Origin of the sequence: Ectopseudomonas oleovorans (assembly GCF_003052605.1) — a bacterium.
GTDB classification, from domain to species: domain Bacteria; phylum Pseudomonadota; class Gammaproteobacteria; order Pseudomonadales; family Pseudomonadaceae; genus Aquipseudomonas; species Aquipseudomonas oleovorans_A.
On the sequence record NZ_QASO01000032.1, the window covers coordinates 1 to 24373 of the forward strand.

Sequence of the window (24373 nt, forward strand, 5' to 3'; positions counted from 1 at the left end):
GTGGCTGGGTCGTGGAAATGCGACTACCTGGGGTATGGGATGAGTTGGCACTCGCAGCCTAGACTGCGAGTGGCAACCATGAGCCTGCGCCGTGTGCGCGACCGTCTCAGGGAACTGCTGCGAGGGGTGCGGGGCCACAAGATGGCGAATGTCATCGAGCGGGTAAACCCGGTGCTGCGAGGCTGGGCAGGCTACTTCAAGCTCAGCCAGAGCAAGCGTCCACTGGAAGAGCTGGATGGCTGGGTCAGGCACAAACTTCGCTGTGTCATCTGGCGGCAATGGAAGCAGCCCTCTACGAGGGCGCGCAACCTGATGCGCCTGGGATTGAGCGAGGAGCGTGCCTGCAAGTCGGCCTTCAATGGCCGAGGCCCGTGGTGGAACTCAGGAGCGCCGCATATGAATCAGGCGCTGCCGAAGAAGCTATGGGACAGACTTGGACTGGTCTCGATACTGGATACGATCAATCGGCTTAACCGCATGGCCTGAACCGCCGTGTACGGAACCGTACGCACGGTGGTGTGGGAGGACGGCGGCCGTGAGGCCGCCTCCTACCCGATGTCGGTCGCTCAGTGGATTGGGATTTGGGGTGAGCGTCTCTGGCGCCATTTGCCTGGCACCTGCGTCGAAACGAGTTTTACCGACGAGCGGAGCGGGGGCTTATTGGTCTTTCTGCGTATGACTGGCCAGGCGCTCGAGTGCCGCGCGTAGCTTGGGGTCGCTGATGCCTTCGGCCGTTGCCTGAATGCTTTGTGCGGCGCTATTGGACAAGTGCAAGGTGCGACCGGTTCCACGATTCTGGCCGCCTTGAGGTTGCACCTTGAACATGATTTTCGTTAAGGTCGCGAATTCTTCGAGTGCCTGTAGTTGTCGTTGCAGTCTTCTTTGCTGATAACGCAGGCGTGTTGCCCAGTGGCCATCGGTCACGATCAATAGCAAACAGCCGTCGCGCCAGGACGCTACATGACAGTGTTCCCGGGCAGCAGGCTGTAGCTGGCTATCGACAAGACGCTGCAGGTGGGTAAGGCGTTGCGCCTGACCGAACAGCGCTTTCAGGGGCTTGGCTTCGCGTAACAGCTTAGCGGGTGCCTGGGCCGGCAAGGGACGAAACGTCATGGCAGGAAGCCTTAAATTGCAGAGCCGTCATGGTAGCAGAGCGTGCTGCCGGCCTGTGTTCTGCGAAAAGGGGAAGCCATGCATATCATCTTGCTCAACAGCCGTCACGGTTCGGCGCGAACGATCAATCTGGACCTGCGCTGGTTGCTGCTGTCGGCTGTCCTGCTGCTGGTCCTGAGCCTTGCTGCCGGTGCTGCGATGGGCGCCAAGTGGTTGACCGCCGAACCTGTGGTCGACACCTCGCTGGTCGAAGCGCTCGACCAGCAGCGCGAACAGGTCGGCGCCGTGCGCCAGGACGCGCAACGTCAGCTCGACGCATTTGCCGTACACGTGGCGGATTTGCAGGCGCGCCTCACCCGTCTCGATGCCCTGGGTGAGCGCCTCACCGAACTGGCGGAACTGGACGCCGGTGAGTTCGACTTCTCCCTCAGTGTCGGTCAGGGCGGAGCGGAAGATCCGCTGGGGGCTTCGGCCTATGCGCCGCCGCCTTTCATGAACGCCCTGGATGAGCTGGCACTGCGCGTGGAGAGTCGCGAGCAGCAGTTGGAAGTGCTGGAGCAACTGCTTGGCGAGCGACGCCTGAGTGAAGCGGAAACACTGTCCGGTCGCCCGGTCTTGCAAGGTTATGTGTCGTCACCTTTCGGCCGTCGTGTACACCCGCTGACCGGCCGCGCCAGTGTCCACAAGGGCATCGATTTCGCGGCCAAGCCTGGCAGTGACGTGGTTTCGGTGGCCGCTGGTGTGGTGACCTTTTCCGGCAGGAAGAATGGTTACGGCAATACCGTGGAAATCAGTCACACGGATGGCTACGTCACGCTCTATGCGCACAACCAGAGCAATACCGTGCAGATCGGTGATCTGGTGCAGCGTGGTCAGACCATTGCAAAGGTCGGTCGCAGTGGGCGCTCCACCGGTTATCACGTGCATTTCGAGGTCAGCAAGGATGGCCGGCAGGTCAACCCGTCGCTGTATATCGCACGTGCCAGTGGCGTCGAGTGAGCGGTTTTCGCGCCGCCCTTGAATTGCCAGTATTGAGCCTCATATAAAATATTACGCCGTGTCCCTGGTTCTCCGGGGATACCCGGTTTGCGCCATCACACGGCAGCAATGGGCTGACAACGTCACTTTCCTCCCCGGCTTTTCCGGGTAGAATGCCCCCTTCGCCCGCAGCCATGCCGGCTGCCAGGTCGCGATTTGCGCCGACCTCCATCCATTCGCCGGAAGACCCTGTCGATATGTTTGCGCCTCTGTTGAAAAAACTTTTCGGAAGCAAGAATGAGCGTGAAGTAAAGCGTATGCTCAAGACGGTGCAGGCCGTCAACGCCCTCGAAGAGCAGATGATCGCCCTCTCGGACGAGCAACTGCGTGGCAAGACCGAAGAGTTCAAGGGGCGTCTGGCTCAGGGCGAAACCCTCGACAATCTGCTTCCCGAAGCCTTCGCTGTGGCCCGTGAGGCCGGTAAGCGAGTGATGGGCATGCGCCACTTCGATGTGCAGTTGATCGGCGGCATGACCCTGCATGAAGGCAAGATCGCCGAGATGCGTACCGGTGAGGGCAAGACGCTGGTGGGGACCCTGGCGGTCTACCTCAACGCGCTGTCCGGCAAGGGCGTGCATGTGGTCACGGTCAACGAATACCTGGCCCGCCGCGACGCCAACTGGATGCGTCCGCTGTATGAGTTCCTCGGCCTGACCGTGGGTATTGTCACCCCCTTCCAGCCGCCGGAAGAGAAACGCGCCGCTTACGCCGCCGACATCACCTACGGCACCAACAACGAATTCGGTTTCGACTACCTGCGCGACAACATGGCCTTCAGCCTGGAAGACAAGTTCCAGCGTGAGCTGAATTTCGCCGTGATCGACGAAGTCGACTCCATTCTGATCGACGAAGCCCGTACCCCGTTGATCATCTCCGGTCAGGCCGAAGACAGCTCCAAGCTGTACATCGAGATCAACAAGCTGATCCCGCGCCTCAAGCAGCACATCGAGGAAGAGGAAGGCGTGGTGACTCAGGAAGGTCACTACAAGGTCGACGAGAAATCGCGCCAGGTCGAACTCAACGAGGCCGGCCACCAGTACGTCGAGGAAATGCTCACCGCTGCCGGTTTGTTGGCTGAAGGCGAGAGCCTCTATTCGGCGCACAACCTCGGTCTGCTGACCCATGTGTATGCCGGCCTGCGTGCGCACAAGCTGTTCAATCGCAATGTCGAGTACATCGTGCAGAACGGCCAGGTGATACTGATCGATGAGCACACCGGCCGTACCATGCCGGGCCGCCGTCTCTCCGAGGGCCTGCATCAGGCCATCGAAGCGAAGGAAGGGGTGAACATCCAGGCCGAGAGCCAGACCCTGGCTTCGACCACCTTCCAGAACTACTTCCGCCTTTACAACAAGCTGTCCGGCATGACCGGTACCGCCGATACCGAGGCTTTCGAGTTCCGCCAGATCTATGGTCTGGACGTGATGGTGATCCCGACCAACAAGCCGGTTGCGCGCAAGGACTTCAACGATCTGGTCTATCTGACCCAGGAAGAGAAGTACCAGGCGATCATCGCCGACATCAAGGAGTGCCAGGCTCAGGGCCGTCCGGTGCTGGTGGGTACCGCAACCATCGAAACCTCCGAATACGTCAGCCAGCTGCTGAATAAGGAAGGCATCGAGCACAAGGTGCTCAACGCCAAGTTCCATGACAAGGAAGCCGAGATCATCGCCCAGGCTGGTCGTCCGGGTGCGCTGACCATCGCTACCAACATGGCCGGTCGTGGTACCGACATCCTTCTTGGCGGCAACTGGGAAGTGGAAGTTGCGGCACTGGAGAACCCGACCGACGAGCAAATCGCGCAGATCAAGAGCGAGTGGCAGAAGCGTCACCAGCAAGTGATCGAAGCCGGCGGCCTGCATGTGATCGCCTCCGAGCGCCACGAATCGCGTCGTATCGACAACCAGTTGCGTGGTCGTGCCGGTCGTCAGGGTGACCCGGGCTCCAGCCGCTTCTACCTGTCGCTGGAAGACAACCTGATGCGTATCTTCGCCTCGGATCGGGTGAAGAATTTCATGAAGGCCCTCGGCATGCAGTCCGGCGAGGCCATCGAGCACCGCATGGTCACCAACGCCATCGAGAAGGCCCAGCGCAAGGTCGAGGGCCGCAACTTCGACATGCGCAAGCAACTGCTCGAATTCGACGACGTGGCCAACGAGCAGCGCAAGGTGATCTACCACATGCGCAACAGCCTGCTGGCTGCCGAGAGCGTTGGCGACACCATCGCCGAGTTCCGCGAGGAAGTGCTGACCGCAGCGATCAACAGCCATATCCCGCCGCAGTCGATGCCGGAGCAGTGGGACGTGGCTGGCCTGGAAGCCACCCTGCAGAGCGACTTCGGCATCAAGCTGCCGATCCAGCAGTGGCTGGGCGAAGATGACAAGCTGTACGAAGAAACCCTGCGTGAGCGCATCCTTGTCGAGCTGCTGGCTGCGTACAACGAGAAGGAGACCCAGGCCAGCGCCGAAGCCCTGCGTACCTTCGAGAAGCAGATTCTGCTGCGCGTGCTGGATGACCTGTGGAAAGATCACTTGTCGACCATGGACCACCTGCGCCACGGCATCCACCTGCGCGGATACGCGCAGAAGAACCCGAAACAGGAATACAAGCGCGAGTCCTTCGCCCTGTTCCAGGAGCTGCTGGAGTCGATCAAGCGCGACACCATCCGCGTGCTCAGTCATGTTCAGGTCCGTCGCGAAGATCCGGCCGAAGAAGAAGCCCGACTGCGTCGCGAGGCTGAAGCGATGGCCGAGCGCATGCAGTTCCAGCACGCTGACGCTTCGGCCCTGGCGGCTGAAGAGAGCAATGGCGAAGAGGGCGACGTCGCTGTGGCTGCAGCGCCAGTACGCGCCGAGCCGAAGGTCGGTCGCAACGAACCGTGCCCCTGCGGCTCGGGCAAGAAGTACAAGCACTGCCACGGTCAGATCGGCTGATCATGGCAGGTGCGCGCCGCTGAAGGCGCTTGCAGTAGAGAGGGCTTCGGCTATGCTGTCGCCGCCCTCGATGACGCCGCGACGGCCCTGCCGTTCGCGGCGTTTTACTATCTTTCAGACCGCTTGGCGGTCGGCAACGTCTCACAAGGAGCTCACCTTATGGCTGTTGGTCTTGGCCCGCTGTCTACCCTGCACCCGGTTCCCGGTTTCGAGCTGGGCATCGCCTCGGCCGGCATCAAGCGTCCCGGGCGCAAGGATGTGGTGGTGATGCGCTGCGCCGAAGGTTCGCGGATCGCCGGGGTGACCACCACCAACGCCTTCTGCGCGGCGCCGGTACTGATTACCCGCGAGCGCCTGGGTGGTGAAGTGCGTTATCTGCTGACCAATACCGGCAATGCCAACGCCGGTACCGGCGCCGATGGTCTGGCCCGTGCGCGCCGTGCCTGTGCGCGTCTGGCCGAGCTGACCGGTGTAACTGAAAGCGCCGTGCTGCCGTTCTCCACCGGTGTGATCGGCGAGCCGCTGCCGGTGGAGAAAATCGAATCCGCGCTGCAGGCCGCGCTGGATGATCTCAAGGCCGACAACTGGGAAGCGGCCGCCACCGGCATCATGACCACCGACACCCTGCCCAAGGGCGCCAGCCGGCAGTTCCAGCACGATGGCGTCACCGTCACCGTGACCGGCATTTCCAAGGGCGCCGGCATGATCCGGCCGAACATGGCCACCATGCTCGGCTACATCGCCACCGACGCCAAGGTCGCGCAGGGCGTGCTGCAGGATCTGGTGCGTGACGCGGCGAACAAGTCGTTCAACCGCATTACCATCGACGGCGATACTTCTACCAACGACTGCTGCATGCTGATCGCTACCGGGCAGGCGGCCCTGGCGGAAATCACCGAGGCCTCCGGCGAGTTGTTCGCCAAGCTCAAGCAGGCCGTGTTCGAGGTATTCATGGAGGTGGCGCAGGCCATTGTCCGTGACGGTGAGGGCGCGACCAAGTTCGTCACCGTGCAGGTCAACGGTGGCGGCACGCATCAGGAATGTCTGGACGTGGCTTACGCGGTGGCCCATTCGCCGCTGATCAAGACCGCGCTGTTCGCCTCCGACCCCAACTGGGGGCGTATCCTCGCGGCTGTCGGCTATGCTGGCGTGCCACAGCTGGACGTGAGCAAGATCGATGTGTTCCTCGGCGAAGTCTGCATCGCCAGCAAGGGTTGCCGTGCGACCACCTACACCGAAGAGCAGGGTGCGGCGGTGATGGCTCGTGAGGAAATCACCATCCGTATCGAGCTGGGCCGCGGCACCTGCAGCGAGACCATCTGGACCACCGACCTGTCCCACGAGTACGTCAAGATCAACGCCGAATACCGCACCTGATTAGGGTCTGTTGCCGTTTCGCGCACGGCCGCGACGGAGCCAGTTTTTGCGTGGGGCTAGGCGCGAGACGCGAAGTTTGGTCGCCCAAATGAGCCGTCGAGTAACGACGTACCACGCAAAAACTGGCCCGTCCCTTCGGGTTGCGCGGCAAATTGCGCCATGCGTCGTTGCGGGATTTGGCAAGGGAACGACCATTACCTGCACCCCGCGCCTCGCGTGGCGCAATTTGGCGCAGCAACGCGGCTCGCGTCGAAACGGCAACAGACCCTAGTCCCGGCCGTACATTATTCCCGCGCCTCATGCCCCCATGACGCGCGGGAATTTGCTATTCGGGAGGCAGGCTTTTAACGTCGAGCGACTTCGGGGTATTTCCAAGATCGTAGGCGAGGACGCGCGAGATGGCACTGCAACTGGTGATTGGCGACAAGAACTATTCCTCCTGGTCGTTGCGCGCCGCTCTGGCGGTCGAGCTGGCCGGTGTGGAATGTGAGGAAGTGCTGGTGCGTCTGTATCAGCCTGACAGCCGCGCGCAACTGCTGCGTCATTCCCCCACCGGTAAGGTGCCTGTGCTGCTAACCGAACAGGGACCGGTGTGGGATTCCCTGGCGATAGCCGAATATCTGGCCGAGTGCTACCCCGAGGCGCAGCTGTGGCCGCAGGATCGCCAGGCCCGCGCCTTGGCCCGTAGTGTCTGTGCGGAGATGCACAGTGGCTTCAGCGCTCTGCGCAGCCACCTGCCGATGGATCTGGCGCGTGACAAGGCACTGACCGAGCTGCCGGACGCGGCGCAGGCGGATATCGATCGTATTTGCGCGATCTGGGCCGATTGCCGCGAGCGCTTCGCCACTTCAGGCAACTATCTGTTCGGTCAGGCCAGCATTGCCGATGCCTTCTATGCGCCGGTCGCCGCGCGTCTGCGCAGTTATCATGTGGCGCTACCGACAACGGCAGCGGCCTATGTCGAAACCATCTACCGCTGGCCGGCGTTCCGGCGCTGGTATCAGGCAGCATTGCAGGAGGTAAAGGGGTGAAGCGTGTGCATGTCGCAGCAGCGGTGATTCGGGGTGTCGATGGACGCATCCTGATCGCCAGGCGACCCGATGACAAACACCAGGGCGGTCTGTGGGAGTTTCCCGGCGGCAAGGTGGAGGACGGTGAGGCGGTGCGGGTTGCCCTCGATCGTGAGCTGCAGGAGGAACTGGGCATCCGTCCGCAGGCTGCGCGCCCGTTGATCCAGATTCGTCATGATTACCCGGACAAGCAGGTGTTGCTGGACGTCTGGGAAGTCTCCGCCTTCAGTGGCGAGCCGCATGGTGCCGAGGGCCAGCCATTGGCCTGGGTCAGCGAACGGCAGTTGCTGGAGTACGAATTTCCCGCCGCCAACAAACCCATAGTCGCCGCCGCGCGCCTGCCCGAGCGTTACCTGATTACTCCGGACGGCCTGGAGCCGAGTGAGCTGCTTGCCGGCATCCGCAGTGCTCTGGCGCAGGGGGTAAGGCTGATTCAGCTGCGCGCGCCGAATATGTTCGACCCGCAATACCGCGACCTGGCTGTCGACGTGCAGGGCCTGTGTGCCGGCAAGGCGCAACTGATGCTCAAGGGACCGCTGGAGTGGCTGGGCGATTTTCCCGCGGCTGGCTGGCACCTGACGGCCGAACAGCTGCGCAAGTACGCCGCTGGCGGCCGCCCGTTCCCTGACGACCGCTGGTTGGCGGCGTCTTGCCATAATGCCGATGAGCTGGCGCTGGCCGCGCAGATGGGCGTGGACTTCGTCACCCTGTCCCCTGTGCAGGCGACCGCGACTCATCCCAAGGCGCAGCCGCTGGGCTGGGACGCCGCAAGCGAGATGTTGACCCATTGCAACCTGCCGGCATATCTGCTGGGCGGCGTAGGCCCGGCCGATATCGAACGTGCCTGGCAGGTTGGCGCCCAGGGCGTGGCCGGTATTCGCGCGTTCTGGCCGGCTAGCACCCTGTAGGAGCGAGCTCTGCTCGCGAACATCGGCGAGTCTAAGAAGCTTCGCGAGCAGAGCTCGCTCCTACGGTCTATACCTGAGGTTGCATGCAGGCAGGAGGCAAGGAATGCCCCATTACCATACGTCTCATCTGCGCAGCGGTCGTTTTTCTGAATCTGGCCGCATTTATTCGATTACAGCCGTTACCCACTGTAGACAACCTTGGTTTCACGACTTTTTTGTGGGACGGCTGCTGATCGACGAATTACGTCTTGCTGAGGAGCAAGACCTCGCCACCTCGTTGTGCTGGGTTGTGATGCCGGATCACTTTCACTGGTTGCTTCAACTGGGGCAGTGCGACTTGGAGAAGCTGTTGCAGCAGGTCAAGTCGCGCAGCGCCAAGGCAATCAATCAGCGCTTGCAACGCAGCGGTAAGGTCTGGCAGTCCGGCTACCATGACCGGGCTTTACGCCGGGAGGATGATGTACGTGACATCGCTCGTTATATCATCGCCAACCCGCTGCGGAGCGGCCTGGTAACGCAACTGGCCAATTATCCCTTGTGGGACGCCGTATTTCTGTAGGAGCGAGCTCTGCTCGCGAACATCGGCGAGTCTAAGAAGCTTTGCGAGCAGAGAACTAGGCGTCCCCCTCGCTCCTACCCTCCGTCTACATGTGAGGTCGCGAGCTACGGCTTGTCTGCCGCCTTCCACAGCACCTCGGCTATGCCCTGGCGCTTGGCGATCAGGCGGGCGGCGACGAACAGCAGGTCGGAGAGGCGATTGACGTAGGCCAGGCCCTCACCACGTAGCGGCTCGACGGCATTGAGGTGTTGGCAGCGGCGCTCACTGCTACGCGCGAGACTGCGGCACACGTGGGCCTGGGCGATCAGCCTGGAGCCGCCAGGCAGGATGAAGTTTTCCAGTGGCCCGACCTCTTCGTTCCAGTTGTCGATGGCCGTCTCCAGGCGCTGCACTTCTACCTGCTGCAAGGCCTGGTACTCGGGCATTGCCAGTTCGCCCCCGAGATCGAACAGACGGTGCTGGCAGGGGCTCAGCACCTCGCTGATCTCCTTGAGTGCCGGCCAGGTCGTGGCGGCATCATCCAGTTCGGCAAGCAGCAGGCCGAGCTGGCTGTTGAGCGTGTCCAGTTCGCCGATGGCCTCGATACGTGGGTGATCCTTGCCGACCCGGCGGCCGTCGGCCAGCCCGGTTTCGCCTTTGTCGCCAGTGCGGGTGTAGATCTTCGAGAGGCGAAAGCCCATGTCTCAGAGTCCTGTGTGATCGGGCAGCGAGGCCAGCGGCAGGCGCAGGGTGAAACAGGTGCCCTGGCCTGGCGTCGAGTGCACTTCCATCTGCCCTTTGTGATTGTTGGTGATGATGAAGTAAGAGACCGCCAGGCCGAGTCCGGTGCCCTGGCCCACCTCCTTGGTGGTGAAGAAGGGTTCGAATATGCGTTTGCGCACCGCCTCGCTCATGCCGGTGCCGTTGTCTTCCACTTGTACTTCTGCCCAGTTGCCGGCCTGCCGAGTGCGCAGGATGATGCGGCCGGGCTCGGTATCCTCGTCGCGCTGGTGAATGGCCTGGGCGGCGTTCTTCAGCAGGTTGAGCAGCACCTGTTCCAGTTCGTTGGCGGTGCCGGCCACAGGCCCCAGCAGCGGGTCGAACTGGCGCACGATCTCCAGTTTCTTGAAGTCGAAGCTGTCGGCCAGGTCGAAGTCGTTGCCGGCGATCTCCAGGGCTTGGTCGATCAGCGCCGGCAGATCGCAGGGCGATAGCTGGCGGTCGCTGCGGCGGCTGAAGCTGAGCATGTGGCTGACGATCTTGGCGGCGCGCTGGCCGGCCTGCTGGATGCCGTCGAGCAGGCGCGGTATCTCGCGTGCCTCCATGTAGTGCTCAATGGCTTCCAGGCTGACGCCGGCCTGTTCGGCCTGTTCGACATTCTTTTCCAGACCCGGCGACAGGCGCCGGCGGATGTTCTGCACGTTATGCAGGATGGCGCCGAGCGGGTTGTTGATTTCGTGCGCCATGCCCGCCGCCAGGCCGCCGACGGAGAGCATCTTCTCCGACTGCACCATCATTTCCTCCAAGGCCAGGCGCTGGGTGATGTCGTCGATACGGATCACCACGCCTCGGCCGGCGCCGCCCACCAGTGGGTAGAAGGTCAGGGCGTAATGGTGGGGCTCTTCGTCTTTGTGCCAGGTAACGCGCTCGATCTTCTCCACGCGATGCTGCTCGGCGGTGCGTTTGAGCTGCGCGAGAAAGGGTTTGAGTGGCGGGAAGGCGAGAAATATCGGTTGGCTCAGCGCCTCTTCCAGGCGCGTACCGGACAGGGCGCTGGCTTCCTGATTCCACTGCGTGACGTAGAGCTGTTCGTCGAGAGCGATCAGCGCCGAAGGCATGGAGTCGATGATGCTGTTGAGGTAGTTCTGAAAGCCGGTGAGTTTCTTCTCGATCTTGCTGCGCACCTGCACCTCCAGCTCCAACTTGCGGTTGGAGTGGCGAGTCTCCTCGGCCAGGCTCTGCGCCTGATCGAAGGCCTGCTGGGCGTCGTCGCGGGCACGCTTGAGCTGCTGCTCACGCGCTTCCATGCGCATCAGCATGGTGTTGAACGCATCGGCCAGGCTGCCGATCTCGTCCTGATTGCCGCGATTGGCGCGCAGCGCATAGTTCTCTTCGCGGGTGACCTGGCGTGACAGTTCTTCCAGACGGCGAATGGGTTTGGTCACCAGGCGTTTGATCTGCCTGGCCACCAGCAACCACAGCAGCACGCTGAACGCCAGAATCACCAGGCTGGCGGTCAGGGTGCCGGTATAGAAGGCACCAGGCAATTCGCTGGACGCCACCAGCAGCAGGGCGCCGGGGCGACCGCTGGGGTGGGGCAGATCGACCAGCAGGTTGGTGCGAAAGGCTGTTTCGCGCCAGTTCTGCAGCTGGCTCAGTTGCTGCGGTAGCTGCAGTTTTTCGCCGCGTTGCAGTTGTGCCAGGCTGTTGCCATTGCTGTCGTAGATAATCGCTGCACGCAGGGGCGCGTAATCGTCCAGGCGTTTGAGCAGGGCCTCGGCCGAGGCGGACGAGTGCAAGGCTTCCTTGCTCAGTGTCGGGCTGGCGATAAGCCGGCCGAGGGTGTGCAGGGCCTGTGGCGCCATGCTCTGCTGGGTGATCCAGTAGGCTGCGCTGATGAAAGCCAGATTGGCCACCAGCATCACGGCGGCGAGCAACACCAGCAGTGCGGCGAGCAGTTTGCGGCCCACTGGCAGGTTTTCGAGGCGCTGACGCAGTCTCATGAGGGTATCGTTGTGACGAGTGAGGACGGCAGGTTAGCGCGGCTGTCAGGCCATTGCCTACTGCCAGTGTAGGGCGGGTGCAACCCGCCAAGCTGCGAGTGATGGGTTGCACCCGCCCTGCGTACTCAAGCGAGAGGCAAACCTCGTTCACGCAGGTGGCTCAGCAGGCGCTGCTGCAGATGCTGCAGGTGCGGCACATGTAGCTGATGACGCTGCGCCGCTGCGCAGGCGTAGCCAAGCAGATAGCTGATCTCGGTGCGACGTCCCTGTGCAACGTCCTGGTGCATGGAGGAGTAGTTCGCCGCAGTGGCGCTGATCACGCGCTGTACCTCTTGATGCAGATTCTCTGCGGCTGCGGGCTGGCCGCAGCGTTGCAGCAGCTCGTCGAGTTCGGCGCACAGGGTGGCGACTTCGGCAGGGTGCTCGGTCAGGCCACCATTGCGACAGTCGTGCAGTACGGTGAGCGGGTTGATCGCGCAGTTCAGCGCCAGCTTGCGCCACAGGCGCGTGAGGATATCCGGGCTCCACTGGTGAGCGATGCCCGCGCGCTGCAGCTCGTCCAGCCAGGTTGGTGGCTGGGGATCGCTCGGGTCACCCAGCCAGTTGTGGCCATTGCCGGCGAACACCACCTGAAAATCGGCGGGACGAAAAGCCCCTTCGGTGCTGGAGACGAACAGGCAACGTTGCTTGGGTAGGCGTTGGGCAACTTCATCCTGGCTGCCCAGGCCATTTTGTAACAGCAGCAGCTCGGCGCCCGGGGCAAGACGTCCGGCGATGGTCGCTACCGCGCTTTGCGCGTCGTAGGCCTTGCAGGCCAGCAGCAGGCGATGGATGGGCGTGTCCGCTTGTGGCAATTCTGCAGGAATGGCGTACTGCATGGGCTGGCCCGCTTCGACCAACGTCAGGCCGCCGGCCTGGCGATAGGCTTCGAGGCGTTGCCGGTTGCGCAGGATCAGCCTGACTGGCAGGCCGGCACGGGCCAGGCGTGCTGCCCAGAGGCTGCCGAGACTGCCAGCGCCGAGGATGTGCCAGGTCACGGCAGAGGCAGGCGCATGGCTGCCACCCGGCCGCTGGCGTAAGACTCTGGCAGCAGATTTTGCGCGTGCTGAATCAGTTGTTCGGGATCGGTGGGCAGCGCCTTGGTGTCCAGACCGACCAGGCTGATGCCGGCTTTCAGCGTAATGAACCCTTCGCTGGTCTTGAACGCTTTGTAGTTGAGGCCTTCGTACAGGCGCTTGAAGCTGCTCGGCGAGCACTCGTGTAGGTCGTCGAGCAGGGTGATCAGGCCGAAGTGGTTGTCGTCCAGGCGTGTCAATACGTCCAGTGGCCTGACAAGCTGCTGCAGGCGCCGTGCGACGCCATGCAGCAGCTCGTTGAAGAAGCGGTCACCGTACTGGTGGCGCAGCTGACCGGCGTCCTGCAGGCCGATCAGCAGGTAGCACACGGCGCCGCCGCGCGACTCGATCTGGCGCAGGCTGTCGGTGAGCTTCTGGCGCAGATAGCGCGGGTTGCCCAGGCCGGTGAGCGGATCGACCAGATTGCGCCGCTCCAGGCTGGCGATGTTCTGCGTGAGCATGCGGTTCTCGTGCAGCAGGCGCTGCAGGGTGTTGCACAGGCGATCCGCGGCGTACACGCGTGGCACCAGTTGTTCGTTCATAGCCGCCTTGCTGATGAAGTCATCGACGCCACGGTCGAAGGCTTCGCCCAGGACGTTTTCGCCTTCCTTGCCGGTCAGCAGGATGATGTAGGTGTAGTGGTCGGCGGTCTCGTCCAGTTGGCGCACCCGCGCGGTCAGCTCCAGGCCGTCGATCTCGGGCATCAGCCAGTCGGCCAGAAGCACGCTGGCGGGACGCTGTTCGAGCAACTGCAGCGCTTCGCTGGCGCTGCTGGCGAAACGCACGTCCTGATAGCCGGCCTGGCTCAGTGCTCGACCGATCATGGCGCTGGAGAACTTGGCGTCGTCCACCACCAGGATGCTGAGATGGGGGTTGGGCATGGTACTGGCTCGCAGACAGAGAGGAAGGACGCCAAACGGCGCGTATCAGTCTGGATATAATGGGCCCGCCATAGTTATCGTCAAGTCAGGCGCGTTCACTCCGTGAAGAGGATCGCGCCGTCCATCAGGAGCCCACTCATGCCTTCGTTCGACATCGTGTCTGAACTGGACAAACACGAACTGACCAATGCGGTCGACAATGCCATCAAGGAGCTCGACCGCCGTTTCGACCTGCGTGGCAAATGCAGTATCGAGAGTAAGGACAAGGCGCTGACCTTGACCGCCGAAGCCGAGTTCATGCTCGAGCAGATGCTCGACATCGTGCGCAGCAGCCTGATCAAGCGCAAGATCGACTGCCAGTGCCTGGAAACCAAGGAACCCTACGCTTCGGGCAAGGTGATGAAGCAGGAAGTCACCTTCCGCGAAGGTATCGACAAGGAGCTGGCGAAGAAGATCGTCGCCCACATCAAGGACGCCAAGCTCAAGGTGCAGGCCGCCATCCAGGGCGAGCAGGTGCGTGTCACCGGCAAGAAGCGCGATGACCTGCAGGAAGCCATCGCCCTGTTGCGTGGTCATGAGTTCGGCATGCCGCTGCAGTACAACAACTTCCGCGATTGAACCTTTGTGATGCTGAGGCGTCGCAGGCTAGGTTGATAGCATTCTGACCGCCATGGCATGCCATGGCGGTTTCGTTTCATGTATGGGAAACAGGAGCACCCTATGGAGATGAGCATCGACGAACTGGTGAAAATGTCCGAGGCTTGGATGCCGATGGTGTTGGAGTACAGCGGCAAGCTGACTTTGGCAGTGATCACCCTGCTGATCGGTTGGTGGCTGATCAGCCGGCTGACGTCGAGCATCGGGCGCATGCTGGCAGCGCGCAAGGTGGACCGTGCGTTGAGCAGCTTCATCGGCAGCCTGGTCAGCATTGTGCTGCGTATTCTGCTGCTGATCAGCGTGGCCTCGATGATCGGTGTGGAGACCACTTCATTCATCGCCATGATCGGTGCCGCGGGTCTGGCCATCGGCTTGGCTTTGCAGGGCAGCCTGGCCAACTTTGCCGGCGGCGTGCTGATCATGCTGTTCCGCCCGTTCCGTGCCGGTGACTGGATCGAGGCACAAGGTGTTTCAGGCAGCGTCGACAGTATCCAGATCTTCCATACCACGCTGAAGACCGGCGATAACAAGGTCGTCATCGTGCCCAACGGCAGCCTGTCCAACGGCCACATCACCAACTACTCGCGCGAGCCGCGTCGGCGTGCCGACATCAATATCGGTATCGATTACTCCAGCGATATCAAAAAAGCGCGCGAGGTGCTGCTGGAGATTGCCCAGGACCCGCGCGTGCATGTCGAGCCGGCGCCGGTGGTATTCGTCACTGGGCTGGGTGACAGTGCGGTGAACCTGTCGCTGCGCGTGTGGGTGGCCACTGGCGACTTCTGGCCGGTGACCTTCGCCTTTACCGAGCAGGCCAAGGAGCGTCTGACCGAGGCGGGTATCGGCATTCCGTTCCCACAGCGGGTGGTGCATCTGGCCAAGGCCGAGTAAGGCGCGATGCAATGAAAAAGCCCCGGTCGATCCGGGGCTTTTTTCTGCCTGGTGTCAGGCTTGCTCGACAGCAGGCGGTGTCGTCTCAGGCCGCGCTTGGCGTTTATCGCGACGCCACTGGATAACGATGAGCAGCAGTGTCGGTATACCCATCAGCGCCGTGGCAAGGAAGAAGTGAGCGTAGCCGAGGCTTTCCACCATCACGCCGGAATAGCCGCCGATCAGACGCGGCAGCAACAGCATGATGGAGCTGAGCAGGGCGTACTGGGTGGCGGAGAACTTCAGGTTGGTCAGACTCGACAGATAGGCCACGAACGCCGAGGTAGCCAGGCCTGCGCTGAAATTGTCGCAGCTGATGGTGACGATCAGCATGTTCAGGTGCGGGCCCATGCCTACCAGCAGCATGAACATCAGGTTGGTGGCCGCCGAGGCGGCCGCGCCGATCAAGAGAATCGGCATGATGCCGAAACGCACGATGAGCAGGCCGCCGGCCCCGGCGCCGAGCAGGGTCATCACCAGGCCGAAAATCTTGCTGACACTGGCGATCTGCTCCTTGGTGAAGCCCTGGTCGATATAGAAGACGTTGGCCATCACCCCCATTACGGTGTCGGACAGGCGATAGGTGGCAATCAGGCTCAGCAAGAGCAGCGCCTGCCAGCGATAGCGCACGATGAAGTCGTTGATCGGCGTCAGCACCGGGGCCATGCCGCCCCAGAACAGGCTGGAAATCGACAGGCTGGTGAGCAGCGTGTAGAGCAGGGCGCGGAGGAAGGCGCGGTCTTGGTAGAGCAGTTCCTGCAGGCTCATCTGGCCCTGCAAGACCAGGTGCAGATCGCTTTCGTAGAACTGGGTGATCATCGCCGGAACGGCAATCAGCAGGATGATCAGCAGCAGCACGGACAGCAGCTGATGGAAGAATCCATACCTTGCCGCTGCCGTTTTCAGCACCGGCGCCAGCCCACCCCAGAACAGCCCGGAGGCGCACACGCAGGCCAGGGTGCTGTAGAGCAGCGCACGCAGGAAGGCGCGGTCGTTGTAGAGCAGCTCCTGCATGCTGACGTCGCCGAGCAGCATCGGCACCAGATCACTCTGGTAGAACTGGATGAACATGGTCGGCACGGCGATGATCAGCACGATGACCGCGCTGATCGCCAGCAACTGGTGGAAAAATCCGTGCTTGGGCGGCGCGACATGAATGTGCGGCGGTGCTGGCGGCTCGCGCATCCAGATGGAGGTGAGCAGGCCGGGCAGCATCAGCAGGGCGAAGACCATGTAGGTGCCGGTCCAGGCACTGAACTGGTAGTCCTTGGCGGTCGAGCCGAAGCCTTCGGCGAAATACAGCGCGCCGGCGGTGGCCAGCAGCGCGGCCACCCGATAGCCGGTCATGTAGGCGGCAGCCAGCGCAGCCTGATGTTCGTCGCCGAGGATTTCCAGACGGTAGGCATCGACGGCGATGTCCTGGGTGGCCGAGGCGAAGGCCACCAGCACGGCCAGGGCGATCAGCGTCGACAGGTGCGTTTGCGGGTCGTAATGCGCCATTCCGATCAGGCCGATGGCGACCAGGCCTTGCGACAGCACCAGCCAGGAGCGGCGCCGGCCAAGTTTGCCCAGTAGCGGCAGGCGCCACTGGTCGAGCATTGGCGCCCACACCCATTTGAAGGCGTAGGCCAGGCCGATGAGGCTGGCGAAACCGATTGTCTCGCGTGCTACTCCGGCTTCGCGCAGCCATACCGAAAGGGTCGAGAACACCAGCATGTAGGGCAGGCCGGCGGCGAAACCCAGAAGCAGCAGAGCCAGTGTGGCGGGGTTGGCGTAGGTGGCGAGGGCTTCTCGCCAGGATTTGCGTGGCATCAGGCTCGAATCTGGGCAGGGGTGGTTCGTAGGGCGCACTCTAACTGCTGTGCTCCATCGGGCGCCAGCCGTGACGACGCATATCCACACGTTCGTTCAGGATGTTGATGCCCTCCGCGCGCAGACGTGCCCGTTGTTCGTTACCAGAGGGGCTGCCGGCAGCCAGACTGAGGCGTCCGCCAGCGGCGATCACACGATGCCAGGGGAGTGTGGTGCCGTCGGGCAATTGGCTCAGCGTGCGGCCGACCCAGCGTGCGGCGCGGCCAAGGCCGGCGAGCTGTGCCAGTTCACCATAGCTGACGACCTTGCCCTCAGGCACTTGTGCCAGTACCAGATACAGCGCCTCGCGACGCGCTTCCACGCTTGCCGGTGGTGGTGCCGGCCATGCAGACTCTGGCGGTTTCGTCTTGCCCATAGGGTTCGTCCTTCATCATGCGCGTACTACTCGCCTTGTTCCTTTCTACCCTGGCAGCCCCGATCTGGGCCGATACCGTCTGGCTGAACAACGGTGACCGCCTCAGCGGTGAGATTATCCTGCTCGATGGCGGCAAGCTGGCGCTCAAGACCAAATACGCCGGCCAGGTGCTGATCGACTGGAAGGATATCGATACCCTCAGCTCGGACAAACCCCTGCTGGTGCGCCGCAGCGGTTTCGACAACGAACGCAGCGAAAGGTTGGCAGCAGCCGGGGCGGGCATGGTCCGAGTGCAGGGGGAGCGCGAGTACACCCTGCCGCTGGCGCAGATCAAACGGCTGATTCCGCCGCGGGCAGTGCTGGAAGACCGCCTCTGGGAGGGCAACCTCGACGCCAAGCTGGATATGAAGCGCAACCAGAACGATGTCGATGAATGGAAGCTCAAGGGCAATACCCGTGTCGAGCACGGGCGCTGGCGCCATGTGCTCAGTGGCGAGCTGGAGCGTGAAACCAAGAACGACAGAAAGGTCGAGGACAACTGGAAACTGGAGTACGACCTCGATCGCTTTTTCACCGAGCACTGGTTCTGGCGGGTGGGCGTGGAGCAGGCCGAGGACGAATTCGAGACTGTCGATCGCCAGCGCATCGTCGGTACCGGCCCCGGTTATCGCTTCTGGGATGACGAACTGGGGCGTTTCGACCTGATCGGCCAGTTCAATCGCGTGCGTCTGGAGTCGGATGTTGCCGATCTGGCGTTCAATACCACTTCGCTGGAGCTGGATTACAAGCGCCTGCTGTGGGGTACGCGGCTGGAGTTCTATGCCAATGCCCAGTTGCAGATCCCGCATATCGAAGAAATCGACTACGTGCTCGATAGCGAATTCGGCCTGCGCTACCGCCTCAACCAGTGGGCGCGCTTATCGCTTTTGTACGAGCTGGATCAGTTGCGTGCCCCAGGGCAGACGGTTTCGGATCGGCATTATCTGATCGGTATCGGCGTGGGGTGGTGATGCCGTCGGGCGGCGCGCTGCCCAACGGCACGCCGCCCGACGGAAAAAGCTGAACTCTGCGTATTCGGCCCGGTCAGCTGTTGCTCTGGCGCCGGGGTTGCGGATAATGCCCGGCTTTCGCCCACCAACGCCATTACCCAACTTATGTCGCGCTCTAAATCGCTGTCCCTGCTAGGCCTGAGCATCGCTCTGTGCAGTTCCGCCACCTTCGCCGATACCGTCTGGTTGAAGAACGGTGACCGTCTCTCTGGCACCATCCGCTTCTTCGACGGCAGCAAACTGTTGTTGGAAACCGACTACGGCGGCTCCATCCCGCTGGACTGGAAGAAAATCGCTACCCTGGAAAGTGACCACGAGCTGCTGGTCAAGCTCGGGCCGGTAGATGGCGAGCGTGCCAAGTCGCTGCTGGCGGCTGAGCCGGGCAAGGTCACGCTGGCCAATGGCGATTCGCCGAAGACCATCGAGCTGGCGCAGATCGAGCAGATCATGAAGCCCAAGCCGCTGGTGGAGGATTTTACCTGGAAGGGCAATGTCGACCTCGGTCTGGACTACAAGCGCGGTGAGCGCGACTCCGACGACTACGATGTCGGCATCAAGACCCAGGCCCGTCATGGCCTGTGGCGGCATAACGCGCTGGCCGATTACAACCGCGAGCTGAAAAACGACGTCGTCAGTACCGATAACTGGAGCGCCGAATATGCCCTTGACCGTTTCCTCACGGAGAAATGGTTCTGGCAGGGGCGCTTCGAGTACAAGCGCGACCGTATCGAAGAGGTGGAGCGTCAGCGCACCCTGGGTACCGGTCCGGGTTACCAGTTCTGGGATGACGAGCTGGGGTCGTTCTCCCTCGCCACCCTGGCCAACCGCAGTGATTACCGCTACAGCAATGGCGAGCAGGACCGCTTCTATGCGATGAGCGTGAAGTGGGACTACAACCGCTATCTGATCGGCAAGACCGTCGAGCTGTTCACTGTCGGTGAGGTCGGTCGTCCGCTCAGTGGCGCGGCGGACTACAGCCTCGATGCGGAAGTCGGCCTGCGTTACAAGGTGACCGACTGGGCGTCGCTGAACATGAAGGCCGAGAAAGATATCGTCAGCGGTGCCGAGGGCGATCTGAACGAAACTCGCTACACCCTGGGGTTCGGCGTCGGCTGGTAAGCCGGTGCCAACAAAAAGCCCGCGATCGTCGCGGGCTTTTTGTTGGGCGGCGTAATCAGGCTTCTTCTGCGTCCCGCTTGCGCCAGCCGGCGCCGCCTGGCAGTACCAGGTTGAGCAGCAGGGCGCTGATGGCGCACAGGGAAATACCCGACAGGGCAAATTCCTTGCCGCCAATCACCATGCCGCCGATACCGAACACCAGGGTCACCGAGACGATGATCAGGTTGCGCGCTTCGGACAGGTCGACCTGGTGACGAATCAGTGTGTTGAGGCCGACCACGGCGATGGAGCCGAACAGCAGGCAGAGAATGCCGCCCATCACCGGCACCGGGATGCTCTGCAGGGCCACGCCGAACTTGCCGATAAAGGCCAGGGCAATGGCGAATACCGCCGCCCAGGTCATGATCTTCGGGTTGTAGCTCTTGGTCAGCATCACCGCGCCGGTCACTTCGGCGTAGGTGGTGTTGGGCGGGCCACCGAACAGGCCGGCTGCCGAGGTGGCCAGACCGTCACCCAGCAGGGTGCGGTGCAGGCCCGGCTGTTTGACGAAGTTCTTGCCGGTGACGTTGCCGATCGCCACCACGCCGCCGATGTGCTCGATGGCGGGCGCCAGGGCGACCGGCACCATGTACAGAATGGCGCCCCAGTGCAGCTCGGGGGCGATGAAGTTGGGCATGGCGATCCAGGCCGCCTGGCTGACGGCGCTGGTGTCGATCACACCGAGTACGGCGGCGATGGCGCAGCCAACGGCGATACCGGCAAGAATCGGCACCAGGCGGAAGAGCCCGCGTCCCAGCACGGCCACCAGCAAAGTGGTGATCAGCGCCGGCATCGAAATCATCATCGCCGTGCTGTACGGCACCAGTTCGACGCTGCCGTCACCAGCCTTGCCCATGGCCATGTTCACCGCGACCGGTGACAGCGCCAGGCCGATGGAGATGATCACCGGGGCGATCACCACCGGTGGCAGCAGGCGGTCGATGAAGCTCGGGCCGCGCAGCTTCACCAGCGCCGAGAGCAGGATGTAGACCAGACCGGCGGCGATCACGCCGCCCATCACTGCCGGCAGGCCGAACTCGCCCTTGGCTGCCAGAATCGGCGCGATGAAGGCGAAGCTGGAGGCCAGAAACACCGGCACCTGGCGTTTGGTCACCAGTTGGAACAGCAGGGTGCCGATACCGGCGGTGAACAGCGCGACGTTGGGGTCCATGCCGGTGATCAGCGGCATCAGCACCAGAGCGCCGAAGGCCACGAACAGCATCTGCGCGCCGGAAATGCCCTGGCGCCAGAGCGGATCGTTGAATTCCGTCTGCGACATGTCAGGCGTCCTTCTGCTTGGTGCCGAAGATCTTGTCACCGGCATCGCCCAGGCCCGGGATGATGTAACCATGCTCGTTCAGACGCTGATCGACGGAGGCGGTGAAGATGGTCACGTCCGGGTGAGCCTGCTCGACCGCCTGAATGCCCTCGGGGGCAGCAACCAGGACCATGGCGCGGATGTCCTTGCAGCCGGCTTTCTTCAGCAGGTCGATGGTGGCGACCATCGAACCGCCGGTGGCGAGCATCGGGTCGATGATCAGCGCCAGGCGCGAGTCGATTTCCGGCGCCAGTTTTTCAAGATAGGTGTGCGCTTCCAGGGTTTCCTCGTTGCGCGCCACGCCCACGGCGCTGACCTTGGCGCCCGGGATCAGGCTGAGCACGCCGTCGAGCATGCCGATGCCGGCACGCAGGATGGGCACTACGGTGATCTTCTTGCCGGCGATCTTCTCCACCTGAACGGTGCCCGCCCAGCCTTCGATGTCGTAGGCTTCCAGAGGCAAGTCGTTGGTGGCCTCATAAGTCAGCAGGGCGCCCACTTCCTGGGCCAGCTCACGGAAATTCTTGGTGCTGATATCGGCGCGGCGCATCAGGCCGATCTTGTGACGGATCAGCGGGTGGCGAATCTCGCGAGTGGGCATGGGCTGGGATCTCCAACGGGGCTCTGGGAAAAATCGCGTTAGATTAAAGCATTGCTCATGCCAAGTGGTGGGTGACTGATGAGTCACGCCGCCCCGCGCCGTGCATCGGCTACGCTGGTCAGTCGATACTTGGCAAGCGTTGCCAGGGTCTGTACCTTTGCCCGCTTTTATTTGACGGTTCGATCAGCTTTCAGGCTGTTCGCCGCCATTCATCAGTCCGATCAAGAGAGAGTCCCATCATGTCCGCCGATCTCGCGCACATTCGCCAAATCATGGCGGAAGCCGACTGCCTGTTCACCGAAGCTGAGGTGGAAGCGGCCATCGACAAGGTCGCCAGCCAGATCAACACCGAGCTGGCTGAGCGCAACCCGGTGGTGTTCTGCGTGATGAATGGCGGCCTGATCTTCTCCGGCAAGCTGCTGACCAAACTGAATTTCCCGTTGGAAGCGTCTTACCTGCACGCCACCCGTTATCGCAACGAAACCAGCGGTGGCGAGCTGTTCTGGAAGGCCAAGCCGGAAGTGTCGTTCATCGACCGCGACGTGCTGATCATCGACGACATCCTCGACGAAGGGCATACCCTCGGCGCGATCATCGATTTCTGCCGCCATGCCGGCGCGCGTGCCGTGCACACGGCGGTGCTGATCGACAAGGAGCACGAGCGCAAGGCGCGTCCGGACCTGAAGGCCAATTACGTGGGCCTGCAGTGCATCGACCGCTACATCTTCGGCTACGGCATGGACTACAAGGGCTACTGGCGCAACGCCGCCGGCATCTACGCGGTCAAGGGGCTGTAAGCCTGATACCAGGTTCACACACCTGCTTTCCGTAGGAGCCCCGCCCCGGGGCGAAGCTGTTGATGTCAGTGTCGCCCAGCTTCGCGGCGGGGCGCCGCTCCTACAGATCGCCGTCGGGCGCGAAGGCCGGATGAAATCCGGTCACAGCTTCGGGGTCTCTCCCAACCAGCGCAATGCCTTTTCCCGCGCGTGCGGCAGATCCCGCGCATAAGCCAGTTCGCCCTCGCGGCTGCGCACGCCGGCGCGCCGTAGTTGCAGGCGTACCTGCGCGGTGGGGCCGCTGAGGATCAGCGCCACACCCTGCTGGCGATAGTCGCGCAGCACATTGTCCAGCGCGGCGATGGCGGTCATGTCCAGCAGCGGTACGGCGCTGATATCGACGATCACCACGCGCACCCCTGGGGTGAAGCGGCGCAGCACGCTCAGCGCCTTTTCTGCCGCGCCGAAGAACAGCGGGCCGCGAATGGCGTAAGCCAGCACGTGCTCGGGCAAATCCAGCAGGGCCTGACGTTGCTGCCGGCTCAGCGCAGCGGTATCGGTCAGCTCGCTCATGCGTTTGATGAACAGTCCGGCTGCCAGCAGCAGGCCAACGCCCACGGCCAGCACCATGTCGAACAGCACCGTCAGCACCAGGCAGGTCAGCAGCACCAGCACATCGCCGCGTGGGGCGATACGCAGGGTGTGGGCAACATGGTGTGGTTCGCTCATGTTCCACGCCACCATCAGCAGCAGCGCGGCCAGAGCCGCCATCGGCAGGTAGCTGAACAGCGGCGCGAGCAGCAGAATCGCTGCCAGCACCACGCCGGCGTGAACCAGTGCCGCCATCGGCGAAAAGGCCCCGGCCCGCACGTTGGCTGCCGTGCGGGCGATGGCGGCGGTGGCGGTGATGCCGCCAAAGAACGGCGCGGCCAGATTACCCAGGCCCTGACCGATCAATTCGGCGTTGGGATCATGCTTGCTGCCGGTCATGCCGTCGGCCACCACTGCGCACAGCAGCGACTCGATGGCGCCGAGCATGGCGATGGCAAATGCCGGGGCGAGCAGTTGGCGAATCAGCTCGAACGACAATACCAGCGGCTGGCCGTCAGGACCTGGCAGGTTCCAGGGCAGCGCCAGGCTCGGCAGGAAGGGCGGGATACCGGGGTATTCAATGCCATCGAGTTGATAGCTGAAGCGCTCGCCCAGTGTCGCCACGGGCAGTCCCAGGCGTTCCAGAGCCAGTGCCAGCAATGCGCCGACCGCCAGGGCTACCAGATGTGCGGGAATTTTCGGCGCCAGGCGTGGCCAGATCAGCAGCGTCGCCAGGCACACCGCGCCAACCAGGGTATCGCCGGGCTGCAGGCTGGGCAGGGCGCGCAGCAGAAGATTCACCTGCTCCAACAAATGCTGCGGCGCGCCGGCCAGATGCAGGCCGAACAGATCCTTGATCTGCAGGACGGCGATGACGATACCGATACCGGCAGTGAAGCCCAGGGTCACCGGGTAGGGCACGAATTCGATCAGGCGTCCGGCGCGCAGCAGGCCCAGGCTGATCAGGATCAGCCCGGCCATCAGCGTGCACAGCAGCAAGCCACCGAGGCCGTACTGCTGGGTGATCGGCAGCAGAATCACCACGAAGGCAGCGGTGGGGCCGGAAATATTGAAGCGCGAGCCGCCGCACAGGGCGATCAGCGGTGCGGCGATTAGCACGGTGTAGAGCCCATGCTGCGGCGCCACACCCACGGCGATGGCCAGCGCCATGGCCAGCGGAATGGCGATGATGCCCACCGTCAGGCCGGCGCTCAGGTCGCCGCGCAGGGCCTTCCACGAGTAACCGGCGCGCAGGGTCTGGCGCCAGGCGGCGAACAGCGGTAACGATGGGCGTGACATGCTGGCTCCTAATGGCTTGGCGCATTATAGAAGTCAGTTCTCCGGGCGCGGCATGACCTAGGTCGGCTGTC

The 24373-nt window shown here is 62.8% G+C and carries 21 protein-coding genes and 1 pseudogene; 12 read left to right on the top strand and 10 right to left on the bottom strand.

Features of this window, described 5'->3' with window-relative positions:
* The coding region (locus DBO86_RS05345) for a group II intron maturase-specific domain-containing protein (RefSeq protein WP_279630231.1) at window positions 1-486 on the top strand (486 nt) is incomplete at its 5' end.
* 171 nt (window positions 487-657) lie between these two features.
* Here the strand turns inward: DBO86_RS05345 and DBO86_RS05350 are convergent.
* Window positions 658-1113, bottom strand: coding sequence for a DUF721 domain-containing protein (locus DBO86_RS05350; RefSeq protein ID WP_108233156.1), 456 nt, complete (start codon window positions 1111-1113; stop codon window positions 658-660).
* 78 nt (window positions 1114-1191) lie between these two features.
* On the opposite strand from DBO86_RS05350, the gene DBO86_RS05355 reads away from it, so the two are divergent.
* From DBO86_RS05355 to DBO86_RS05380, 6 genes are all read left to right on the top strand, one after another.
* Window positions 1192-2112, top strand: a complete 921-nt coding sequence (locus DBO86_RS05355; RefSeq protein WP_108233157.1) for a M23 family metallopeptidase — start codon at window positions 1192-1194, stop codon at window positions 2110-2112.
* A 236-nt stretch (window positions 2113-2348) separates the two neighbouring features.
* Complete coding sequence (gene secA / locus DBO86_RS05360) at window positions 2349-5084, top strand: preprotein translocase subunit SecA (protein WP_108233158.1); 2736 nt, start codon at window positions 2349-2351, stop codon at window positions 5082-5084.
* A gap of 159 nt (window positions 5085-5243) precedes the next feature.
* On the top strand, window positions 5244-6461 hold the full coding sequence (gene argJ, locus DBO86_RS05365) for a bifunctional glutamate N-acetyltransferase/amino-acid acetyltransferase ArgJ (RefSeq protein ID WP_074855522.1): 1218 nt from the start codon (window positions 5244-5246) through the stop codon (window positions 6459-6461).
* Between the two features lie 398 nt (window positions 6462-6859).
* Complete coding sequence (locus DBO86_RS05370; protein ID WP_059390523.1) at window positions 6860-7492, top strand: glutathione S-transferase family protein; 633 nt, start codon at window positions 6860-6862, stop codon at window positions 7490-7492.
* A complete protein-coding gene (locus tag DBO86_RS05375; RefSeq protein WP_108233159.1) occupies window positions 7489-8439 on the top strand; it encodes a Nudix family hydrolase in 951 nt (316 codons plus the stop codon). The genes DBO86_RS05370 and DBO86_RS05375 overlap by 4 nt, the downstream gene beginning before the upstream one ends.
* 103 nt (window positions 8440-8542) lie before the next feature.
* Window positions 8543-8998: an REP-associated tyrosine transposase gene (locus DBO86_RS05380; protein ID WP_021488116.1), complete on the top strand. Its 456-nt coding sequence runs from the start codon at window positions 8543-8545 to the stop codon at window positions 8996-8998.
* A 104-nt stretch (window positions 8999-9102) separates the two neighbouring features.
* On the opposite strand, the gene DBO86_RS05385 is transcribed toward DBO86_RS05380, so the two are convergent.
* The 4 genes and pseudogenes from DBO86_RS05385 to DBO86_RS05400 form a co-directional block, all read right to left on the bottom strand.
* Window positions 9103-9678, bottom strand: a complete 576-nt coding sequence (locus tag DBO86_RS05385) for a cob(I)yrinic acid a,c-diamide adenosyltransferase (protein WP_003459361.1) — start codon at window positions 9676-9678, stop codon at window positions 9103-9105.
* A 3-nt stretch (window positions 9679-9681) separates the two neighbouring features.
* On the bottom strand, window positions 9682-11700 hold the full coding sequence (locus tag DBO86_RS05390) for a HAMP domain-containing sensor histidine kinase (protein WP_104728295.1): 2019 nt from the start codon (window positions 11698-11700) through the stop codon (window positions 9682-9684).
* A gap of 125 nt (window positions 11701-11825) precedes the next feature.
* Window positions 11826-12737, bottom strand: a complete 912-nt coding sequence (locus tag DBO86_RS05395) for a putative 2-dehydropantoate 2-reductase (RefSeq protein WP_108233160.1) — start codon at window positions 12735-12737, stop codon at window positions 11826-11828.
* Window positions 12734-13699, bottom strand: a pseudogene (locus tag DBO86_RS05400) (response regulator); the annotation flags it as partial. The pseudogene DBO86_RS05400 and the gene DBO86_RS05395, both read right to left, overlap by 4 nt.
* A 135-nt stretch (window positions 13700-13834) precedes the next feature.
* On the opposite strand from DBO86_RS05400, the gene DBO86_RS05405 reads away from it, so the two are divergent.
* Window positions 13835-14314, top strand: coding sequence for a YajQ family cyclic di-GMP-binding protein (locus DBO86_RS05405; protein WP_064494082.1), 480 nt, complete (start codon window positions 13835-13837; stop codon window positions 14312-14314).
* 102 nt (window positions 14315-14416) lie between these two features.
* Window positions 14417-15244: a mechanosensitive ion channel family protein gene (locus DBO86_RS05410; RefSeq protein WP_108233162.1), complete on the top strand. Its 828-nt coding sequence runs from the start codon at window positions 14417-14419 to the stop codon at window positions 15242-15244.
* Window positions 15245-15298: 54 nt separating this feature from the next.
* Here DBO86_RS05410 and DBO86_RS05415 read toward each other — a convergent pair whose 3' ends face one another.
* Entirely contained in the window at window positions 15299-17095 is a 1797-nt protein-coding gene (locus DBO86_RS05415; RefSeq protein WP_108233163.1) for an AmpG family muropeptide MFS transporter, read from the bottom strand.
* A gap of 40 nt (window positions 17096-17135) precedes the next feature.
* Window positions 17136-17510: an MGMT family protein gene (locus DBO86_RS05420; protein ID WP_100548086.1), complete on the bottom strand. Its 375-nt coding sequence runs from the start codon at window positions 17508-17510 to the stop codon at window positions 17136-17138.
* A gap of 17 nt (window positions 17511-17527) precedes the next feature.
* Here DBO86_RS05420 and DBO86_RS05425 point away from each other — a divergent pair, with 17 nt between their 5' ends.
* Both DBO86_RS05425 and DBO86_RS05430 read left to right on the top strand, forming a co-directional pair.
* The gene (locus DBO86_RS05425) at window positions 17528-18520 is read left to right on the top strand and encodes a DUF481 domain-containing protein (RefSeq protein ID WP_108233164.1); all 993 of its coding nucleotides are present in this window, start codon (window positions 17528-17530) and stop codon (window positions 18518-18520) included.
* A 144-nt stretch (window positions 18521-18664) separates the two neighbouring features.
* Window positions 18665-19678 carry a DUF481 domain-containing protein gene (locus DBO86_RS05430; protein ID WP_108233165.1) on the top strand — a complete coding sequence of 338 codons (1014 nt, stop codon included), beginning with the start codon at window positions 18665-18667 and terminating at the stop codon, window positions 19676-19678.
* A 55-nt stretch (window positions 19679-19733) separates the two neighbouring features.
* Here the strand turns inward: DBO86_RS05430 and DBO86_RS05435 are convergent, their stop codons facing one another.
* Both DBO86_RS05435 and upp read right to left on the bottom strand, forming a co-directional pair.
* A complete protein-coding gene (locus DBO86_RS05435; RefSeq protein ID WP_108233166.1) occupies window positions 19734-20996 on the bottom strand; it encodes a uracil-xanthine permease family protein in 1263 nt (420 codons plus the stop codon).
* Window position 20997: 1 nt separating this feature from the next.
* Window positions 20998-21636, bottom strand: coding sequence for a uracil phosphoribosyltransferase (upp, locus tag DBO86_RS05440; protein WP_108233167.1), 639 nt, complete (start codon window positions 21634-21636; stop codon window positions 20998-21000).
* A gap of 239 nt (window positions 21637-21875) precedes the next feature.
* Between upp and DBO86_RS05445 the strand changes: the two genes are divergently transcribed.
* Window positions 21876-22433 carry a hypoxanthine-guanine phosphoribosyltransferase gene (locus DBO86_RS05445; protein ID WP_003459387.1) on the top strand — a complete coding sequence of 186 codons (558 nt, stop codon included), beginning with the start codon at window positions 21876-21878 and terminating at the stop codon, window positions 22431-22433.
* A 141-nt stretch (window positions 22434-22574) separates the two neighbouring features.
* Here DBO86_RS05445 and dauA read toward each other — a convergent pair whose 3' ends face one another.
* Entirely contained in the window at window positions 22575-24302 is a 1728-nt protein-coding gene (gene dauA / locus DBO86_RS05450; protein WP_108233168.1) for a C4-dicarboxylic acid transporter DauA, read from the bottom strand.
* Between the last annotated feature and the right edge of the window lie 71 nt (window positions 24303-24373).

Coding starts and splice junctions, on each gene's coding strand:
- DBO86_RS05410 (WP_108233162.1), top strand. CDS start 14,417: ATGGAGATGAGCATCGACGAACTGGTGAAAATGTCCGAGGCTTGGATG.
- DBO86_RS05420 (WP_100548086.1), bottom strand. CDS start 17,510: ATGGGCAAGACGAAACCGCCAGAGTCTGCATGGCCGGCACCACCACCG.
- DBO86_RS05355 (WP_108233157.1), top strand. CDS start 1,192: ATGCATATCATCTTGCTCAACAGCCGTCACGGTTCGGCGCGAACGATC.
- DBO86_RS05390 (WP_104728295.1), bottom strand. CDS start 11,700: ATGAGACTGCGTCAGCGCCTCGAAAACCTGCCAGTGGGCCGCAAACTG.
- DBO86_RS05405 (WP_064494082.1), top strand. CDS start 13,835: ATGCCTTCGTTCGACATCGTGTCTGAACTGGACAAACACGAACTGACC.
- DBO86_RS05370 (WP_059390523.1), top strand. CDS start 6,860: ATGGCACTGCAACTGGTGATTGGCGACAAGAACTATTCCTCCTGGTCG.
- DBO86_RS05435 (WP_108233166.1), bottom strand. CDS start 20,996: ATGTCGCAGACGGAATTCAACGATCCGCTCTGGCGCCAGGGCATTTCC.
- secA (WP_108233158.1), top strand. CDS start 2,349: ATGTTTGCGCCTCTGTTGAAAAAACTTTTCGGAAGCAAGAATGAGCGT.
- dauA (WP_108233168.1), bottom strand. CDS start 24,302: ATGTCACGCCCATCGTTACCGCTGTTCGCCGCCTGGCGCCAGACCCTG.
- DBO86_RS05445 (WP_003459387.1), top strand. CDS start 21,876: ATGTCCGCCGATCTCGCGCACATTCGCCAAATCATGGCGGAAGCCGAC.
- DBO86_RS05385 (WP_003459361.1), bottom strand. CDS start 9,678: ATGGGCTTTCGCCTCTCGAAGATCTACACCCGCACTGGCGACAAAGGC.
- DBO86_RS05380 (WP_021488116.1), top strand. CDS start 8,543: ATGCCCCATTACCATACGTCTCATCTGCGCAGCGGTCGTTTTTCTGAA.
- argJ (WP_074855522.1), top strand. CDS start 5,244: ATGGCTGTTGGTCTTGGCCCGCTGTCTACCCTGCACCCGGTTCCCGGT.
- DBO86_RS05415 (WP_108233163.1), bottom strand. CDS start 17,095: ATGCCACGCAAATCCTGGCGAGAAGCCCTCGCCACCTACGCCAACCCC.
- DBO86_RS05430 (WP_108233165.1), top strand. CDS start 18,665: ATGTCGCGCTCTAAATCGCTGTCCCTGCTAGGCCTGAGCATCGCTCTG.
- DBO86_RS05350 (WP_108233156.1), bottom strand. CDS start 1,113: ATGACGTTTCGTCCCTTGCCGGCCCAGGCACCCGCTAAGCTGTTACGC.
- DBO86_RS05425 (WP_108233164.1), top strand. CDS start 17,528: ATGCGCGTACTACTCGCCTTGTTCCTTTCTACCCTGGCAGCCCCGATC.
- upp (WP_108233167.1), bottom strand. CDS start 21,636: ATGCCCACTCGCGAGATTCGCCACCCGCTGATCCGTCACAAGATCGGC.